13 protein-coding genes are annotated in these 18,465 nt (G+C 63.9%); 4 read left to right on the top strand and 9 right to left on the bottom strand.

The window, feature by feature from the left end; translation table 11 throughout:
* Positions 1 to 269 precede the first annotated feature (269 nt).
* On the bottom strand, positions 270 to 1,949 hold the full coding sequence (locus FO013_RS02880) for a malate:quinone oxidoreductase (protein WP_143921081.1): 1,680 nt from the start codon (positions 1,947 to 1,949) through the stop codon (positions 270 to 272).
* A gap of 64 nt (positions 1,950 to 2,013) precedes the next feature.
* Here FO013_RS02880 and FO013_RS02885 point away from each other — a divergent pair, with 64 nt between their 5' ends.
* Positions 2,014 to 2,913, top strand: coding sequence for a LysR family transcriptional regulator (locus FO013_RS02885; RefSeq protein WP_143921082.1), 900 nt, complete (start codon positions 2,014 to 2,016; stop codon positions 2,911 to 2,913).
* A 130-nt stretch (positions 2,914 to 3,043) separates the two neighbouring features.
* On the opposite strand, the gene FO013_RS02890 is transcribed toward FO013_RS02885, so the two are convergent.
* From FO013_RS02890 to FO013_RS02900, 3 genes are read right to left on the bottom strand one after another with little or no spacing between them, the layout of a single operon-like run.
* A complete protein-coding gene (locus tag FO013_RS02890; RefSeq protein ID WP_260847949.1) occupies positions 3,044 to 5,203 on the bottom strand; it encodes an iron ABC transporter permease in 2,160 nt (719 codons plus the stop codon).
* A 3-nt stretch (positions 5,204 to 5,206) separates the two neighbouring features.
* A complete protein-coding gene (locus FO013_RS02895) occupies positions 5,207 to 6,262 on the bottom strand; it encodes an ABC transporter substrate-binding protein (RefSeq protein WP_260847950.1) in 1,056 nt (351 codons plus the stop codon).
* A gap of 50 nt (positions 6,263 to 6,312) precedes the next feature.
* On the bottom strand, positions 6,313 to 7,158 hold the full coding sequence (locus FO013_RS02900) for an ABC transporter ATP-binding protein (RefSeq protein ID WP_260847951.1): 846 nt from the start codon (positions 7,156 to 7,158) through the stop codon (positions 6,313 to 6,315).
* A gap of 192 nt (positions 7,159 to 7,350) precedes the next feature.
* On the opposite strand from FO013_RS02900, the gene FO013_RS02905 reads away from it, so the two are divergent.
* Together FO013_RS02905 and FO013_RS02910 are read left to right on the top strand one after the other, a co-directional pair.
* Complete coding sequence (locus FO013_RS02905; RefSeq protein ID WP_143921083.1) at positions 7,351 to 8,484, top strand: metallophosphoesterase family protein; 1,134 nt, start codon at positions 7,351 to 7,353, stop codon at positions 8,482 to 8,484.
* A complete protein-coding gene (locus FO013_RS02910) occupies positions 8,481 to 11,129 on the top strand; it encodes an AAA family ATPase (protein ID WP_143921084.1) in 2,649 nt (882 codons plus the stop codon). The genes FO013_RS02905 and FO013_RS02910 overlap by 4 nt, the downstream gene beginning before the upstream one ends.
* Before the next feature lie 132 nt (positions 11,130 to 11,261).
* On the opposite strand, the gene FO013_RS02915 is transcribed toward FO013_RS02910, so the two are convergent.
* From FO013_RS02915 to FO013_RS02930, 4 genes are read right to left on the bottom strand one after another with little or no spacing between them, the layout of a single operon-like run.
* Positions 11,262 to 12,998 carry a class I adenylate-forming enzyme family protein gene (locus FO013_RS02915; protein WP_143921085.1) on the bottom strand — a complete coding sequence of 579 codons (1,737 nt, stop codon included), beginning with the start codon at positions 12,996 to 12,998 and terminating at the stop codon, positions 11,262 to 11,264.
* 49 nt (positions 12,999 to 13,047) lie between these two features.
* Positions 13,048 to 14,253: an acyl-CoA dehydrogenase family protein gene (locus FO013_RS02920; protein WP_143921086.1), complete on the bottom strand. Its 1,206-nt coding sequence runs from the start codon at positions 14,251 to 14,253 to the stop codon at positions 13,048 to 13,050.
* Positions 14,237 to 15,115 carry an SDR family oxidoreductase gene (locus tag FO013_RS02925; protein ID WP_143921087.1) on the bottom strand — a complete coding sequence of 293 codons (879 nt, stop codon included), beginning with the start codon at positions 15,113 to 15,115 and terminating at the stop codon, positions 14,237 to 14,239. The genes FO013_RS02920 and FO013_RS02925 overlap by 17 nt, the downstream gene beginning before the upstream one ends.
* Positions 15,112 to 16,146 (bottom strand): phosphotransferase family protein, encoded by a 1,035-nt coding sequence (locus FO013_RS02930; RefSeq protein WP_143921088.1) that lies wholly within the window; start codon positions 16,144 to 16,146, stop codon positions 15,112 to 15,114. The genes FO013_RS02925 and FO013_RS02930 overlap by 4 nt, the downstream gene beginning before the upstream one ends.
* A 153-nt stretch (positions 16,147 to 16,299) precedes the next feature.
* On the opposite strand from FO013_RS02930, the gene FO013_RS02935 reads away from it, so the two are divergent.
* Positions 16,300 to 17,271 carry an NADPH:quinone oxidoreductase family protein gene (locus tag FO013_RS02935; RefSeq protein ID WP_143921089.1) on the top strand — a complete coding sequence of 324 codons (972 nt, stop codon included), beginning with the start codon at positions 16,300 to 16,302 and terminating at the stop codon, positions 17,269 to 17,271.
* Here FO013_RS02935 and FO013_RS02940 read toward each other — a convergent pair whose 3' ends face one another.
* On the bottom strand, positions 17,272 to 18,438 hold the full coding sequence (locus FO013_RS02940) for an acyl-CoA dehydrogenase family protein (protein WP_143921090.1): 1,167 nt from the start codon (positions 18,436 to 18,438) through the stop codon (positions 17,272 to 17,274).
* Positions 18,439 to 18,465 lie beyond the last annotated feature (27 nt).

The following is an 18,465-nucleotide window of genomic DNA, read 5'->3' on the forward strand; positions in this document are numbered from 1 at the left end:
GTGGCATTCTGCCAATGTCTCACCAGGTGGGAGCCTTGACCCGACGGCGCTCCAGGCAGGCGTCGGGGCTCCCGCAGCAACCGCTAGGCAGGCGTGCATACGTGCGTCACTTGTGCTCGACATTCACACCTTTGGCTAGCGGTCACAGCCTGCGGGCCCGGGAGGAGAAGGCAGCCTCGCCGAGGTGGGCCCGCATGCCGTGCGTGCTGGGCGGTGTTGCACGGGGTGCGCGGCGTTGCACGGGGCTGCTCAGTGTTGCATCGGGCTGCTCAGTTTCGCATGGATGTGCCCACGTGGGATGTGCCCGGGCCGGAAGCCCTCACGTGGGATGTCCCTCGGTGGGATGTGCCCGAGTCGGAAGCGCCCGGGCCGGAAGCCCGCACGTGGGATGTGCCGGGGCAGGAAGCACCCAGGTCGGAAGCCCGTGAGCCGGATGCGCCCAGTCCGAGTGCGACGTCGGTGGCTGCGGAACTGGCCCCAACCGCCTCGGCGTTCCAGTCGGTCCTCTCGATGTCGGGGATCGCTTGGCTCATGGCATCTTTCCAGCCGCGATGCCATTGGGCTGGGAAGGCCGAGCGCAGCAGGTCGAGCATGATCGGCACGGCCGTCGACGCGCCGGGCGAGGCTCCGAGCAGTCCGGCGATCGACCCGTCTGCGCCGACGACGAGCTCGGTGCCCTGCTGCAGGGCACCGACGCGCTTCGGGTCAGGTTTCACCAGCTGCGCACGCTGCCCGGCTGGCACCAGGGTCCATTCGTTGAATCTGGCCTTCGGGTAGAAGCGGCGCAATTGCGAGAACTTCTTCTTTGGCCCCGCCGCCAGCTCTGTGACGAGGAACTTCACGAGGTCGAGGTTCTGCAGGCCGGCGGCCGCGATCACATGGAGATTGTCGGGTCGCAGGGTCGTGAAGAAGTCTCTGAGGTGACCGTGCTTGAGCAGCTTGGTGCTGAACGTCGCATAGGGGCCGAACAGCAGGTGCTCCTCATCGTCGATGATGCGTTTGTCGAGGTGAGGAACCGACATCGGCGGAGCGCCGACATCGGCTTGCCCGTAGACCTTGGCGTCATGGCGGCTGACGACGGCAGGAGTGGCGCTGCGGTAGAACGAGGCTCCGACGGGCAGCACGGCATAGCCTCTGACCTCGGGGATTCCGCTCTTCTGCAGGAGTTTGAGGGCGAACCCGCCGGCGCCGACGAAGACGTGCTTCGCATTGACAGAGAAGGGCCGGGTTGGCCTCGACGCTGTGCCCGAGGCCGTTGCCGGGGCAGCAGTCTTCCCGCTGACAGTCCAGCCTGCTTCGGTGCTGTGCAGTCCGGTGACCCCGTGGTTGGTGTGGACCTCGTTATGGGCTTGGTCTGAGACGATGTCCAACAGGCCTCGGGTCAGGGCGCCGAAGTCGACATCCGTGCCGCGCGGATTCCTGGCCGCGGCAATCGGCTCACCGTCATCGGGGCGACCCTCCATCGTCAGCGGCGCCCACTGTGCGATCTCACCGCGATCTGTGGTGAAGTCCATGTCTGCGAACAGGGGGTCAGCACGCAGCGTCTCCACACGCTGTCGCAGGTAGTCCACGTCGCGGTCACCGAAGACGAGGTTCATGTGAGTTGTGGAGTGAACGAATTCGGTGGGGTCCAAACGCCCGGACTGGGCCAGGTGAGCCCACCACTGCCGGCTGAGGTGAAACTGCTCGGCGATTGAGGCGGCCTTCGTCCCATCACCGGGGTCGGGCATGTAGTTGAGTTCGCAGAAACCGGAATGTCCGGTGCCTGCATTGTTCCAGGCTCGGCTGCTTTCGCCGGCGATGTCGCTGGCCTTCTCAAGGACGACGATGCGCATGTCAGGGTTGAGATCGGCGAGCATCGATCCCAATGTCGCCGACATGATGCCCGCCCCGATGAGAACGACATCGGCGTCGGGCAGGTGCTGTGGTGTGACGGGGCTTCGCTTCATATATTCACCATGAGCTTTCTGTAATCATCCGTCCAATGAATAAGAACATCGATACAATCCGTATATGGATGAAATGCGCCCCGGTCAGGCCCCGCAGTTGGCGGCACTGCTCGAGCTCGTCGAACAGAACGGACATATGACCGATGCGGCGGCAACCCTCGGCATCCCGCAGTCGACGATGAGCCGACGCATCCACGGTCTGGAGGACCACCTCGGCGTGCCCCTCATCGTTCCCGACGGTCGGGCGATCAGCCTGACCGCCGCAGCACGCGAACTCGCGGATTCGATCAGGGGACCGCTGCGAGAGATCGAGATCGCGATCACGGACATCGCCGAGGCTGCCGACCCTGATCATGGTGCCATCCGGTTCGGCTTTCCGCTCACAATGGGAGCGGGCCAGATCCCCGATCTGCTGGCCGCCTTCAGCTCCCGGCACCCGGGCATCAGACTCGACCTCAAGCAGGCACACGGTGCTGAGCTCGCCCGCGACCTGCAGAAGGGAGCGCTGGATCTGGCAATCATCATTCCGCCCCCGGTTGAGCTGCAACATGAGGTTCTCGCCTCACAGGAAATCGTGGCCGCACTCCCTGCTGACCATCGGCTTGCCGGTAGGCGCAGCATTACCGTTGCTCAGTTGGCGAGAGAAGAGTTCATCGCCAACCCCGCGACCTACAATCTGCGCAGCCTCACTGATCTGTGGTGTGCAGACGCCGGGTTCGTCCCGCGGGTCAAGACCGAAGTCACCGAGTTCTCGACGATCCGCGAATTCGTCAGCCGGGGGATGGGAGTGGCGCTGATCCCGCGCAATGTTCGTTTCATGGCGGGCATCGCCGAGGTTGAGCTGCATGGCGGTGACTATGTCCGTGAGGTCTCACTGTGCTCCGCGGTGCGCCGACCCAGTCGCGTCGTCGCTCGCCTGCGCGACTTCATCCACGAACGTGCCCAGGAGTGGGCCGCTCCGTAGCCGCGGTACCGGCCGTCGCACCGTGACAACCGCTTGGCAAAGGTGCGCAGGTGCGTCATTTGTGCTCTACCTCCACACGTTTGGCAAGCGGTTGCGAAGAGACAGCCGTCGGGGAGTTCGGGGTCGCTTCTCACGCCTTCGAGCGTGCCAGCAGGTACACGAAGTAGGGGGCGCCGATGAGAGCGACGATGAGACCGGCGGGAATCTGTGCAGGAGCGATGACCGTGCGGCCCAATGCGTCGGCGACGACAAGGCCAAGGGCGCCGAGGAGCATGGCCGTCGGGACCACCCGGGCGTGCTGAGCGCCGACCAGAGCCCTGGCGGCGTGCGGGGCGACGAGGCCGATGAACCCGACCACTCCGACTGCGGAGACGCTGACGGCGGCGAGCACCGCGGCCGTGATGAGCACGCCCAGGCGAACGGGTTCACGTGGGACTCCGACCAGCCTCGGCGTATCGTCGTCGAGGGCCAACAGATCCAGCTCACGCGTCCACACGAAGGCCAGGGGGATTGCAGCCAGGAGGACGAGTGCCACGGGCGCGACATCGGCCCAGACGCGGCCGTAGGTGGAGCCGGAGAGCCAGGTGAAGAGTGCCGGTGTATCCCAAGGGTTCGCCCGCACGAGGAACAGTGTGGTCAGGGCGGTGAAGCCGAACCACATGCCGATGCCGATGAGCACGAGCCTGTCGGTGTTCATCCCCCCGCGCCAGGAGAGTCCGTAGACGATGGCGAATGCCACGAGCGCACCAGCGACCCCCGCACTTGAGATCAGCACGACGGTGGCGCCGGGAACAAGGGTGATGACGATGACGGCACCAAGCCCGGCGCCGCCGGTGATGCCGAGCAGGCCCGGCTCAGCCAGCGGGTTGCGGGCGCTGGCCTGGACAAATGTTCCCGACAATCCGAGGGCGGCACCGGCGGCAAGTGCTGCGGCCACGCGTGGGGCCCGGGAGTCGAAGGCGAAGGAGATCACCGGTGCCGCCTGGTCCTGCATCCACAGCATCACATCACCGAGGAGGTAGAAGCGTTCCCCTGAGAGCAATGAGAGGACTGCACCCACGATGAGCACGACCGTGCCCAGCACGATGACGAGCACGGCGCGACGTGGTCCGTGGACCCGGGACCGAGCCGCAGACGTTGCCTGAGCGGGACCCGAAGACCGCATGGACCGTGCCAGTAGGACGAGGACGATCGCTCCGAGCACCGTCGTCGTCACCCCCGAAGGCAGAGTGATCGCCTCGGTAGCTCCGACGATGGCGCGCAGCACGGCGTCGGCGAGGATGACGATGATTGCGCCGATGAGCGCTGTGGCCGGGATCATCACTGCATGCCGGCCCAGCGCCGGCACCAGGCGAGCGAGCAGCCGGGCGATGACCGGTGCGCACAGGCCGACGAATCCGATCGGCCCGGCCAAAGTCACAGCCGTTGCGGTGAGGGTGACTGCGAGCAGAATCCCGATCGCTCGAGTCGACCGGATCGGCACACCGAGGACAGAGGCGGCATCATCGCCGAGGCTGAGCAGATCCAGGCGTCGTGACAGCAGGATTGCAGCAGCGACGATGATGGTGATGACGGGAATGCTGCGGATCGCGGCGGTCCCATCGAGCTGATTCAAGGTGCCTGAACCCCAAGAGTAGAGGCTCGTCGTCTCCTCTTGGAACAGGATGAGCAGGGTCGAGGTGCCGGCTTGCAACGCCAAGGCGGTCGCAGTGCCGGCGAGCACGAGGCGGGTCGTCGAGGATGCCGCACCACCGGCAAGCCCGAGCACCAGAGCTGCGGCGAGCAGCCCGCCTAGGAAGGCGACGCCTCCGGAGGCCCATACCGGGATCGCGATGCCGAAGGCGGTGACCACGGTGACTGCGAAGTACGAACCACCGGTCACGGCAAGGGTGTCTGGTGAGGCCAGCGGGTTACGGGCCAGCGACTGGAACAGCGCACCGGCAACGCCGAGGGCGACGCCGACGAGTATCCCCGCGCCCACGCGCGGAAGCCGGGACCCGATGAGGACGTCACGGGCACTCGGACCCACCTCGGCGGGGGAAGACATGGATCCGGTCAGGGCCGCGAACAGGTCCCGGAATCCGATCCCCGAGGTGCCCTGCGTGATGTGCCATGCCGAGAGCAGAGCAAGGACGATGACCAGGCTGAGCAGGATCCCGGTGGCCGAGAGCGCGCTGAAGAGTCCAGCCTTCCGCTCGGTTGCGGCAGGATTCGGCTCCGAGCCATCGCTCGCCGAGATCGTCGTAGGCATGGTCGTGGGTGAGACGGTCGTGGGTGAGGGAGGAGTCATGGACTACTTGGTCAGTGCCTCGACGTAGGCGTCGAGAGCCTGTTCGGACGATTTCGGTCCGCCGAAGGTCCAGATCCCGGAGGGGAACGCAAAGGTGCGCTCATCCTTGACGGCGGGAATGTTGGACCAGATGTCGTTCTTCTGCAGCAGCTTCACATAGTCCTCGGACTCGGGATCATCGGTGCCGGTGTAGAAGAAGTTCGCATCGCCGACCTTCGAGATGCCCTCGATGTCTGTCTGGCCCAGTCCGTATGCGGGATCGACCTCGCCGGTCCATACGTTCTTCAGGCCCAGTTCCTCGCCGAGTTCACCGAAGAGCGATCCCTGGCCGAAGGGACGCAGCGCCACATTCGAGCCGTTGACCCAACCGTCGAAGTAGACGAATTCCTTTGTTTCGAGGTCGGCGGATTCGAGAGCCTTCTTCGACTCCTCGACCTTCGCATCGAACTCGGACAGCACGGTGTCGGCGCGCTCGCCGCGGCCGGTGACCTCGGCGATGGTGGAGAAGGTGTCCTTCATGTAGGCGATCGGGTCCTTGCCGTCGGCACCGGTCATCGCCATGACAGGGATGCCCTGGTCCTCGAGCTGGCTGACGATCTTGTCGTCACGGGACGTTGTCTCGATGATGACGAGATCAGGGTTGGCCGAGAGGACCGACTCCACATTCGGCTCCTGCCGGGTGCCGACGTCGGTCGTGTCCTCGGGCAGCTTCTCAGCCGTATCCCAGGTGGTGAAGCCCTTCGCATCGGCGACGGCAGCGGGATCGACGCACAGGGAGAGCAGGTCTTCGGTGTACTGCCATTCGAGTGAGACGACCGTAGATGCGGGCTTGTCGAGTTTGATCTGGTGGCCGGTGTCGTCCTTGACGGAGACCGGGTCCGCCGAGGTGGTGCTCGAGTCGTCCGCGCATGCTTCGGAGATCGACTCGGAGTTCCCGTCATCGGCCGAAGCGTCGGTGCCTGTAGTGCCGCAGGCAGACAGTGCGAGGGCGCAGACGGCGGAGAGGGAAGCCAGGGCGAATAGGGGCTTGCGCAGAGGGGCAGAGGGCGGAGTTGTCACAGAGGTGTCTCTTTCTTGAGAGGTGAAACGGCGGTATTTCAGTGAAGATGTCAGGAGGCCGCGGCGAGGGTGCGACGGCGGCGTCGCGGCAGTGCCTCGATGCGCACCATCCCGGTGTCCTCATCGACGAGCGTGCGGATCGGCAGTCCGTAGACCTCGGTGAGCACATCGGCGGTGAAGACCTCTTCGCAGGTCCCCGTGGATCTGACTCGGCCCTGGCTGAGCAGGACGACGTCATCGGCGACGGCGGCAGCATGGTTGAGATCGTGGAGAACGACGCCGACGGCCGTTCCGTGATCGTCGGCGAGGTCGCGCATGAGGTCGAGAATCTCTGCCTGATAGCGCAGATCCAGGTGATTGGTGGGCTCATCGAGGAGGAGCACCCCGGTCTCCTGGGCCAGGCAGGTGGCCAGCCAGACGCGCTGGAGCTCGCCACCGGAGAGCTGATCGACGGAACGCTCGGCCATCGTGTCGGTGCCGGTCAGTTCCAGAGCCTTATCGATCGCGGCCCTGTCGGCATCGGTGAGTGAGGCGAAGCGGCGCCGGTGCGGGTGGCGACCGAACGCGACGATCTCGCGCACACTCAGCCCGGAAGGATGCGGTCGGGACTGGGAGAGCAGTGTGACCGTACGGGCGAATTCGCGTGCCGACAGTGCAGGCGTCGGAGTGGTCGACCCCGGCGTGGCGATTGTGACTTCACCGGAGCTGATCGGATGCAGACGAGCCAGGGACCGCAGGACGGTCGACTTTCCGCTGCCGTTGGGTCCGATGAGTGCCGTGACCCGACCGGGAGTGATCGAGACGGACACGTCATGGACAACCGGTGCACGTTCATAGCCCAAGTGCAGGCCCGAGGCGTGCAGCGCAATGGAGTTCATCGTCCCCGTCGTGTTCATAGTGCATAGCCTAACCTAAGTAAGGGTGGGCTGGGTCTCACGTCGAGGCGGTGACGGTCCGAGGAACCTGCAAGAGCGGCGGAATCGCTGACTTCGCGCGTGTGGAACATGACGTACCTCACGTTCCATGTCAGTGCCCGTCCGTAGGGTGGATGTGCATACATAGGATGGGGGAGAGCCTAGGAGGAACCCATGAGATTCGTCGCCACCGGAGACTGGCAGTTGGGCATGACGGCGCACTATCTCAGTGCCGAAGCCCGCCCGCGGTTTCACCGTGCCCGCCTCGATGCCGTCAAACGCATCGGTGAGATCGCTGCCGAGCAGTCATGCGAATTCGTCGTCGTCTGCGGTGACGTGTTCGAGTCCAACCAACTCGACCGAGCCATCATCTCCCGCACCTTCGAGGTTCTGGCCGCCTTCACCGTGCCCGTCGTCCTGCTGCCGGGCAATCACGATCCCCTCGACGCAGCCTCCATCTACGATTCCCCCGCCTTCACCTCACGGCAGCCTGACCACGTCCACGTTCTGCGCGACAGTGAACCGTTCGAAGTCATCCCGGGCGTCGAAATCGTCGGTGCTCCGTGGTTCTCGAAACGTCCCCAAGGCGACCTGGTGGACCAGGCAACTCAGAATCTCGCCGAGGTGGCCCCAGGTCGCGTGCGCATCGTCGCCGGTCACGGTGCCGTGAGCACCTTGGACCCCGACCGGGAGTCTTTGGCCACGATCGACACCGACAGCCTCAAGGCTGTGGTGAAAGAGGGCCGTGCCCAGTTCGTCGCACTCGGTGACAGGCACGCCACCTACTCCGTCGACGAGAGGATCTGGTACCCCGGCGCCCTGGAGGTCACCTCTCGACGCGAGGACGATCCCGGCAACGTCCTCCTCGTCGATGTCGACCCCCAGACGCATGCAAGCACGGTGGAGAAGGTGCACATCGGCCGCTGGACCTACCTCGTCGTCGAGGAGGACGTGAACTCGGATGAGGACGTCACCCGCCTCGAACAGCGACTGACGGACATCCCGAATAAGGACAGCACCGCAGTCTGGCTCGTCCTCAGAGGCACCCTGTCCACAGCAGCGAAGGCGCGCCTCGACGAAGTCCTCGACCATGCCGCAGACCTCTTCGCCCTCGTCTCGCTGTGGGAGCGGCATACGGACATTGCAGTCGTCGCCGCCGACGAAGACTTCGCCGGCCTCGGTCTGAGCGGATACCTGCAGGAGACCCTCGACGAATTGGCGGAATCCGCGGCAGGAGAGGACCCAACTGCTGCAGCGGCACAGGACGCTCTGGGGCTGCTGTATCGATTTGCGAGGAGCGGATCATGAAATTCCATTCCATCCACCTGCGCAACTACCGCGGTATAGCGGACTCCCGGGTTGAGTTCGGCGATGGCGTCACCGTCGTCGAAGGACCCAACGAGGTCGGCAAGTCCTCAATCCATGAAGCCATCACCCATCTGCGCGAAGACAAATCGAGCTCACGCAAAGCCAGCGTCAAAGAGACCCAACCCGTCGGTGTCGATGCCGGACCCGAGGTGGAACTGCACCTGAGCACAGGGGACTACGAACTCAAGTACCGGAAACGGTGGATCAAACAGCCTTTCACCGAACTCAGCGTGATCAGACCCAGACCGGAACAGCTGAGCAGCGATGATGCCCACGACCGGTTCCTCTCGATCCTCGCCGACACCGTCGATGTCGATCTCCTCGTCGCCCTCGACGTAGCACAGGGAGAAAGCCTGGCCCAGGCACCGCTGGCGCAGATCAAGGCACTGCACTCCGCGCTCAACGAATCGGGCATCGAGGTCGCCGACCACGATGACTTCCTCGATCGGATCGAAGCCGAGTATTCGAAGTACTTCACAAAGTCCGGAAAGGAGACCGGTGACTACAAGGCGGCGAACGCTGAAGTCCCCAGTGCCGAAGCTGCGTTTGAAGAGCTGCGCGAACGCAGCCACGAGATGGACGAGCTCGTCGACAACCACGCCAGGGCGGCTGCCCGCCTGGAATCTGTCCGGGGGCAGCTGACGCAGGCCCTGAGCGACCGTGACGAAGCCGAACAGGCGGCGAAGGCTGTGGCTGAACTCAAGGCAGTGCTCGATCAGACAATGGAGCAGGCGAAGTCGGCACAGCGTGATGAACAGATCGCACGGGAAGCTCTGGACCGACGCACACGGCTCATCGATGATGTCGCTGCGGCCGAGGAGACTGTGACTGCGACCCGGTCTTCGGTCACTGACCTTGAAGCGACGCAAAATGACATCGACTCGGACTTCGCTCACGCACAGAAGACCCTCGAGGACAAGCAGAGCACGCTCGACGAGGCACGTGCACTGGCGAAGGCTGCAGCCAAAGACGTGACCGAGGCGCGTGCCCGAACTGAACTCACCGAACTCACACGTCGACTCGACACTATTCGTGACCATGATGAGAAGAAGAGCCGGGCACAGGCGACGATCGGATCGATTGCGGTCAGCACCAAGGACGTCGAGGCGCTGATCTCGCTGGACACAGAGGTGAGGATCGCGGAGAACGCGAAGACCTCCGCCGCGGCACAGATCGTCGCGAAACGCCTCGGCTCGCAGGCCGTCGATGTCGATGGAACCGAGTTGGGTGATGGTGCAACTGGAGAATTCGCCGCAGTCAAGGACGTGCGAATCACGATCGAGGGCATCGCTGACATCACTGTCCGCCCGGGAGCATCACACGTCGAGCTGGACAAGGCACTGACCTCGGCCAAACAAGCATTCGACGCAGAGTTGCAACGCCTCGACGTCGACTCCGTGGCCCAAGCCCGGGAAAGAGCCGATGTTCGTGCTGATGCAGAAGCCGTCAAGGCAGAGGCCGATTCGACGCTCAAGGTGCTGCTGGGCCAGGATAGGCGCGACAAGCTTGAAGCTGCGCTCGCTCGGGCACAGCAGATCCTCGGAACCGATGGAACCCGCCCAATCTCCGATGGCAAACCTGTGGACGGCGCCGAAGCAGAAGGCAGTCATGATGAGAGGAGCCTGCGCGAGCTCGAAACGGCAGTCACCGAGTCCGAGAAGACTGCCGACGACGCTCAATCCGCGGTGGATGCCGCCCGCGTCGAACTCGAACGAACTCGCACGAACAGAGATGACGCGCGCGTGGAGACGGTCCGGGCACAGACCAGCCTGAAAGAAGCCGAAACTCAGCACGAGCGATTGACGAGCAGCCTGGCTGAGGCAAGGACGACGAACTCTGACGCCGACCTGGCAGAAGCGGTGAAGTCTGCGAAGGCTCGAGCGTCGAATGTCGACTCACAAGTCAGCGAAGCACGAGTCGCCTACAAGGCAGCCGATCCCGAGTCCTTGGAGATGCAGCTGCAGAACGTGCGGCAACTTGTCGGCAGCAAGGAAGCCCAGCGAGAGGAAGTGCGGCAGGAGGTCGATCGTCTCTCGGCCCTCATCGACGATCGTGCCAGCGAAGGCATCTACGAAAAGCTTGCGACTGCCGAAGAAGCGCTGGAATCGGCTCTGAGGAAGCAGGCACGACTGCGCCGTCAGGCGACGGCAATCAACCTGCTGCGCACTGCAGTCCTCAAACACAAGGAACAGTCCCAGCGGAAGTACGTGGCTCCTTTCAAGGAGCAGATCGAGCGTCTGGGCAGGCTGGTATTCGGTCAGGGACTGTCGGTTGAGGTCTCCGAAGACCTCGAGATCGTCTCACGCACCTTGAACGAACGAACCGTGCCCTTCGAATCACTGTCGGGCGGGACGAAGGAACAGCTTGCGCTCATCGGCAGGCTCGCAGTGGCAACACTCGTCGACAGCGATTCTGGGGCACCTGTGGTCCTCGACGATGCCTTCGGCTTCGCCGATGCGCAGCGGCTGAACGCGCTGAACGTCATCCTCTCCACGGTGGGCCAGAGCGCCCAGGTCATACTGCTCACCTGCCAGCCGGACCGTTTCGCCCGCCTCGGTGGGGCGAAGACCGTGAGCCTGACGTAACCCAGCATCATGCAACAGACCCAGACGGACCCGACAATAGGAGTCTGTACAGGCAGTCACGGCCGCCGCGTCAAGCAGACGCGACGGCCGTGACAGGCTGACATCATTGGCAGAGTTTCGGCGACTTCCAGTTCACTCGGAGCCGGTTGCGCTGGCTTTCGCCTCCTGAGCCGCAGCAACGGCATCGGCGCGAATGGTGCGGCGCAGAATCTTGCCTGAGCTGGTTTTGGGCAGCTCGTCGATGATGGTCACCTGCCGTGGTGCCTTGTATGAGGCCAACTTCTCGCGACAGAACTCGATGATCGCGGCCTCGGTGACCTCGTCGGCTTCGGGCCCCGACTGAAGAGTCACGAATGCGGCAACACTCTCGCCGCGATACTCGTCGGGAATGCCGACGACTGCTGCCTCTTGGATTGCAGGGTGTGTGTAGAGGACGTCCTCAACCTCCCGCGGCCAGACCTTGAAGCCGGAGGCGTTGATCATGTCCTTCTTGCGATCGACGATGAAGAGCCATCCTTCCTCATTCATGTAACCGACATCGCCGGTGCGCAGCTCCCCGTTCGGGATCTGTTCGGCGGTGGCCTTCTCATTGTTGATGTATTCGGAAACGACCTCAGGTCCCGAGATGGCGACTTCGCCGATCTCATTGGGCCCCAGAGGTTCGCCGAAGTCATCGAGAATGCGGATCATGGTGTCTGGTTGGGGCAGACCGCAGGAGAGATTGCCGCTGTCAGGGTCAACCGGTGCTCGCAGTCCAGGTGGGACGGTGGCGACTTGCGCGCAGGTCTCTGTCAGGCCGTATCCCTGGCCGATGTAGACGCCGGTTTTCTGCTCGAACTTGTTGACCAATCCCTCGGGCAGCGGCGCACCCCCGGACATGATGCGTTTGAACGATGAGAAGTGATCGGGTGTCGCAGACGGATGAGCCAGCATCGCGGTGTAGACCGTCGCCGGTCCGGCCATATAAGTCGGCCTCTCGCGCAGGAAGAGTTCGAGAAGCGATCCCGGGTCGAATCGATAGTTGAGGACCAGACGTGCGCCACCGCTGACTCCAGCGATGAACTGGCAGACGAACCCGGTGATGTGGAAGATGGGGGCCAAGGTGAGGAAGCCATCGCCTGGCTCGAACGACGGTGTTCGCACACAGTAGCGGGAATTGCTCGACACGGAAGCGTGAGTCCCCGATGCTCCCTTCGACCGGCCCGAAGTTCCCGAGGTGTAGACGACAATCGCTCTGTCTTCGGGATTCGGAGCAGCCGGTATGAAATCGGTATCCAGCCTCGACTGGACGACGGCTTGGAAGTCGGGAAGATTCGGCACCTGGTCAGGACCAGGATTCTCACCAGGGGTTCCGGGCAGCTTATCGAACATGGAGAAGATCGCCTCGGGGCCATCGGTCTGGAAGCCGCGATCATCATTGAGCACAACCACAGGAAGCGACGCCGCATAAGGAGCGACGCGATTCAGGAATGCAGCCTTCGAGACCATGAGCCCCTTCACCTCTGCATCGGCGAAGATATGCTCGAGCTCGCCCCGATACATGGGATTGAGCGGGACAACCACACCACCGACCTTCCAGATGCCATAGGTGGCGATCATGAAGGCAGGAGTGTTCTGATCATAGATGGCGACTCGGTCGCCGAACCCGATGCCCTGCTCCGACAGATAGGCAGCGAACGCGGTGGAGTACCGGTCGAATTCCGACCAGGTCAGCGTGAACCCGTAGTAGCTGATGGCCTCTTCGCCGCCGTACGCAGCGACCGTCGCGGCCAGGTCGCGCAGCGTTGTGGATTTCTCCAAGGTATAAGGCTCGTTCGCAAGATCTCCCCAGGTCTTCAGCCAGGGACGGGTGTCTGTCCACGTGCTCATCTCTTCACTTCCTTCATCGTTGAATGGGGTGGTGCACAGCTTGTGCCAGCTACTTGCGGTACTTCTTCATCTCGTTCCGAGCGATTGAGCGTTTGTGCACCTCATCGGGGCCATCTGCCAGACGCAGGGTGCGCATGTGCGCCCACATGCTGGCCAATGGGAAGTCCTCGGTGACACCGGCACCGCCGTGGACCTGAATCGCGCGATCGATGATCTTCAGAGCCATGGCCGGTGCGACGACCTTGATCTCAGCGATCTCGTTCTTCGCGACCTTGTTGCCGTGCTTGTCCATCATGTCCGCCGCATGCAGCGTCAGCAGCCTGGCCTGATCGATCTCGATCCGGGCCTCGGCGATCCAGTCCTGGATGTTCGCCCGAGACGACAGCCTCTCACCGAAGGTCACCCTTTCCTCGGCGCGCTTGACCATGAGCTCCAGCGCCCGTTCGGCCGCACCGATCGCACGCATGCAGTGGTGGATTCGGCCCGGGCCCAGGCGGGCCTGACTGATCGCGAAACCCTCACCTTCGCCCTTGAGGATGTCGCTGGCGGGGACGCGGACGTCTTCGAATGTGATCTCGGCATGTCCCTCCCGATCGTGGTAGCCGAAGACGGGGAGGTTGCGCACCACGGTGACACCGGGGGCATCGATCGGGACGACGAGCATCGACTGCTGACGGTGCACCTCGGCGTCGGGGGAGGTTTTGCCCATGACGATGAGGACACGGCAGTGAGGGTGCATGCCGTTCGAGGCGAACCATTTGCGGCCGTTGAGGACGAACCCGTCATCCGTGGGCTCCATGCGCATCTCGACGTTCGTGGCATCGGAGCTGGCGACCGCGGGTTCGGTCATGGCGAATGCCGAGGCGATCTCACCGTTGAGCAGCGGCCCCAGGTACTTCTCCTTGTGCTCATCGGAGCCGAAGCGGGTGAAGACTTCCATGTTGCCCGTGTCAGGGGCGTTGCAGTTGATGGATTCGGGAGCGATCTCGATGCTATGCCCGGTGATCTCGGCCAGGGGAGCGTATTCGAGGTTCGTCAGCCCCGGTCCCCACTGGGGATCGGGGTGGAAGAGGTTCCACAGTCCCTGGCTCTTGGCCTCGGCCTTGAGGTCCTCGAGGATCTGCGGCTGAGTGTGCGGGCTGTCTGCCGCGGCCATCTGCTGAGCATAGACGGACTCCGCGGGGTAGACGAAGTCGTCCATGAACTTCCTCAGACGTTCCTGGTAGTCGCGGCCGCGTTCAGTCGTTTCCAGCATGTGTGGTCTCCTCGTTGAGTCGGTTCGCTTCGTTGAGTCGGTTCTGATAGCGGCTCATGCCCTTGAGCCAGCGGTCGTAGTCGCTGCCCTTCATGCGGTACATGTCGAGCACCTCGGGGTGGGGGAGGATGAGGAACTGCTCTGCTTCGACGGCATCGAGGGCGACGTTCGCGACGGCGGCGGGTGTGAGCACCGTGCCGGCTTCGGTGACTGCTGCCTGTGCCGGCCCGTCGGCTCCACTGGCCCGCAGCAGGTCGGTGTCGACGCCCATCGGAGCGATGACCGAGGCCCGGATTCCGTCATCGCGGTAGGTGAGGGACAGCCATTCGGCGAACCCGACCGAGGCGTGCTTGGTCACCGAATACGCGGCCGATCCGATCTGTGTGAGCAGGCCCGCCGCCGAGGCGGTCGCGACGAAATATCCTGCCCCGGCCTCCTGCCAGCGGGGGACGAGTGCTTGGGCGGCGCGGATATGGGCGCGCATGTTGACGTCGATGATCGCGTCCCAATCGCCGTCGGAATCACCGAGTCCCGTGGGACCGATGATGCCGGCGTTCGCGAAGTACATGTCGACCCCGCCGAGGCGGTCATCGGCGAAGGCGATGAGCTCGGCGATCCCGTCGACAGAGGATACGTCGCCCACCCACGCGTGCACTGCGGCGGGGGAGCCGAGTCCCACGGCGGTGTCGGTGACCGCGGGGGAGAGATCGGCGAGGACGACTCGGGCACCTCGTGCGGTCAGCTCGGTCGCCAGCGCCGCACCGATCCCGCCTGCGGCGCCGGTGACGATGACGCGCTTATCGGCAACAGGGTTCTTCGCGCTGTCGACGGAGGCCGTCGCATTGTTCACAGGCGCGGTCATGACTTCTCCAGAAGTGTCAGGGCCTGCCGGGCCAGGTCTTCGACTCCTGCGCCGGCGACTTCCGGATCAAGGTCGAGGTCGCCCATCTTGCCGGTCACCAGGCGCGTGTAGACACCTTCGCGGATGCACGCGAGCTTCCACATCGCGAAGGCCTCGTAGTAGCCGACGTCGTGGACCTCGTGTCCGCTGACATCTTGGTAGCGGTCGATGAGCTCCTCGGCTTCCGGGAAACCGAGGTCGGGGGTCGGCACCCAGATGCTCGTGTAGTCCGTGGGCACCGTGAGCATCGCGACGAAGTACCCCAGATCGGTGAGCACCTCGCCGACTGCTGTGAGCTCCCAGTCAACGACCGCGTTGACTCCGCCGTCGGGAGCGAAGATCATGTTGTTGGGTTTGAAGTCGCCGTGGGCCAGACCAACGGGGCTGCCAGCCGGATCTGGCATACTCTGGGCCAGAGCGTCGTGGACCTCACGGATGACGGGGATGTCGCGCATGGAGATCTCTTCGACCTGCCCGAGCCAGCGTCGCAGCTGCCGTTCGATGAGACCGCCGTTTCGGCGCAGATCTCCGAGCCCCACGTCGTCGATGTCGACGCGATGGATCGCCGCCAGCGTATCGACCATGCCGAACGCGCACGCCCGCTTGTCGTTCGGTCCCGGTCCGGCAGGTATCCGCGCCCAATCAGAGGGTTCATTGATGGCGAACCCGGGGCAGTGATCCATGAAGACGAAGGGCACGTCGAGGACCTCAGGATCGTCGACGATGTCGATGACGTGGGGGACGGGCACGGGGCTGTCAGACAGCGCTGCCATGATCCGACCCTCACGGGAGACATTGTGGGCACTTCCACCGGAGTGACCGAGCGGCGGACGTCGGAGCACCCAGCGGGGGAGCCCGTCCACGGAGATCGCGAAGGTGAGATTTGAGCGTCCGATGGACATGACTTCGACGTCGAAGTCTGTGACTCCGAACCGGTCCTCAAGCCATCGCCCGATGGTTGAGGGATCGAATCCTGCAGGTGCTGTGGTCAACGTCGACCCTCCCGAGTGAACAATCGTTCAGTTTCCATCACAGTATTCAACCCGAGCGTGCGAGTCAAGCTGAAATCGTGATGCCGGTCACCACCGAATGTGATAGTGATGAGTGGGTCATCCCACGCTTCTTTCATCCACAGTGAGGAAATCATGAGAGCCATTCGCGTTGCCACCCTGACCGGACCAGACGATGTAGAGCTTGCGGAAGTCGACCGGCCTGCTCCGGGACAGGGCGAGGTCCTCATCGAGGTCGCCTATGCCGGCGTGACGTTCCCCGAACTGCTCCAGACCAGGGGCATGTACCAGGTCAAGCATGACCTGCCCTTCGTCCTCGGGTCGGAGGCAGCCGGCATCGTCGCCGAAGCGGGCCCTGGGTCCCGGTTCTCGGCAGGTGACCGTGTGGCTGCGATTCCCGGCAAAGGCTCGTTCGCCGAGTTCGTGGTCGCCTCCGACGAGCAGACAGTGCCCGTGCCTGACGGAATCAGTTTGGCCCACGCTGCTGGAATGCCGATGAACGTGCTCACCGCGGACTTCGCGCTGCGCCTGAGGGCGCAGGCGAAGGCCGGACAGGCCATCCTCGTCCATGGCGCAGCCGGGGGACTCGGATCGGCGGCGGTGCAGATGGCGCTGGCCATCGGCCTCGAAGTCATCGGCGTGGTCTCAACCGAGGCCAAGGCCCAGACCGTGCGCGAGCTCGGCGCCACACATGTGGTCATGGCAGAGGGCTTCAAGGACGCGACCAAGGAGATCTACCCGAACGGGGTCGACTATGTCTTCGACCCGGTCGGCGGGGACCGCTTCACGGACTCGACCCGAGTCCTCGCGCCCTACGGTCGACTTCTCGTCCTCGGATTCACCGCCGGTGAGATCCCCTCGGTCAAGGTCAACCGTCTGCTGCTGAAGAACATCTCCGTCGACGGCGTGGCCTGGGGTGCCGCGACCCGCGAGCGGCCCGGCTACATCGCCGAACAGTGGGACGCGATCGCTGACTATGTGGCTGCTGGCAAGCTCAATCCCGCGATCCACGGCACCTACCCGCTCAGCGACGCTGCGACCGCGATCGGCGAACTCGACTCACGCAACGTCAGGGGAAAGGTCCTCCTCGAAGTCAACGGCGAGTAACTACTTCCTGCGGTAGCGCTTGGCGATATCGCGGCCGACGAGTTCCTTCATCACCTCGTTCGATCCGCCGAAGATGGCCTGGACGCGGCTGTCCTTGAACGCCCGGGTGATCGGGTATTCGAGCATGTAGCCATAGCCGCCGAATAGCTGCAGACACCGGTTGATGACCTCGATCTCGAGATCAGACCCGAGGTACTTCGCCTTGGCCGCATCGACGGGGGACAGTTCTCCGGCGTTGAGCGCCAGGGCGCAGCGGTCGACGAATGCCTCGAGGGCATCGACGCGGGTCTCGAGCTCGGCGAGCTCGAAGCGGGTGTTCTGGAAGTCACCGATCGTCTGCCCGAAGGCCGGCCTGGTGAAGACGTACTCGCCCGTCCATGCAAGTGCTGCTCGGGCGCCCGCCAAAGTCCCGGATCCGATGAGCATGCGTTCGGTCGGCAAGTTGACCATGAGGTGGATGAAGCCTTGGTCGAGCTCGCCGAGGAGGGCATCAGCGGGCACACGCACATCGGAGAACGACAGCTCCGAGGTGTCCTGGGCATCCATGCCCAGCTTCTTCAGCTTGCGTCCTCGTTCGAAGCCCGGTGTGCCGTCATCGACGATGAACAGGGACGTGCCCTGGGACGGTTTGGCATCGGGGTTTGTGCGTGCGACGACGATGACGAAGTCGCAGTGATAGCCGTTGGTGATGAAGGTCTTCGCACCGTTGATCACCCAGTCGTCGCCGTCGCGTACGGCCTTGGTCGTGATGCCCTGGAGGTCTGAGCCGGCATTCGGTTCGGTCATGGCGATCGCACCGATCGAATCGCCTGAGGCCAGGCCCGGCAGGTACTTCTCCTTCTGAGCCTGAGTGCCGAAGGCCAGAAGATAGCCGGGAACGATGCCGTCGGACACGCCCCATCCGCTCGTGGTCCCGCCGACACCTCGGCGGGCGATCTCTTCGGCCCGGACCATCTCGAACCGGAAGTCATCGACCCCGGCCCCACCGAATTCCTCGGGGATGGTCAGGCCGATGACGCCTGCCTCGGCGGCCTTCTTCCACATCGATCTGTCGACGAGATGGTCTTCCTCCCAGGCCTCGACATGGGGTATGACCTCACGGTCGAGGAAGGTGGCGACGGTGCCGCGGAAGGCTTCGTGGTCCTCGTTGTACAGGTTTCTCTTCACAGGTGGTGTCCTCTTCGTCGATCGGGT

The organism is Brevibacterium aurantiacum (genome assembly GCF_007558825.1).
Classification (GTDB): Bacteria; Actinomycetota; Actinomycetes; order Actinomycetales; family Brevibacteriaceae; genus Brevibacterium; species Brevibacterium aurantiacum_A.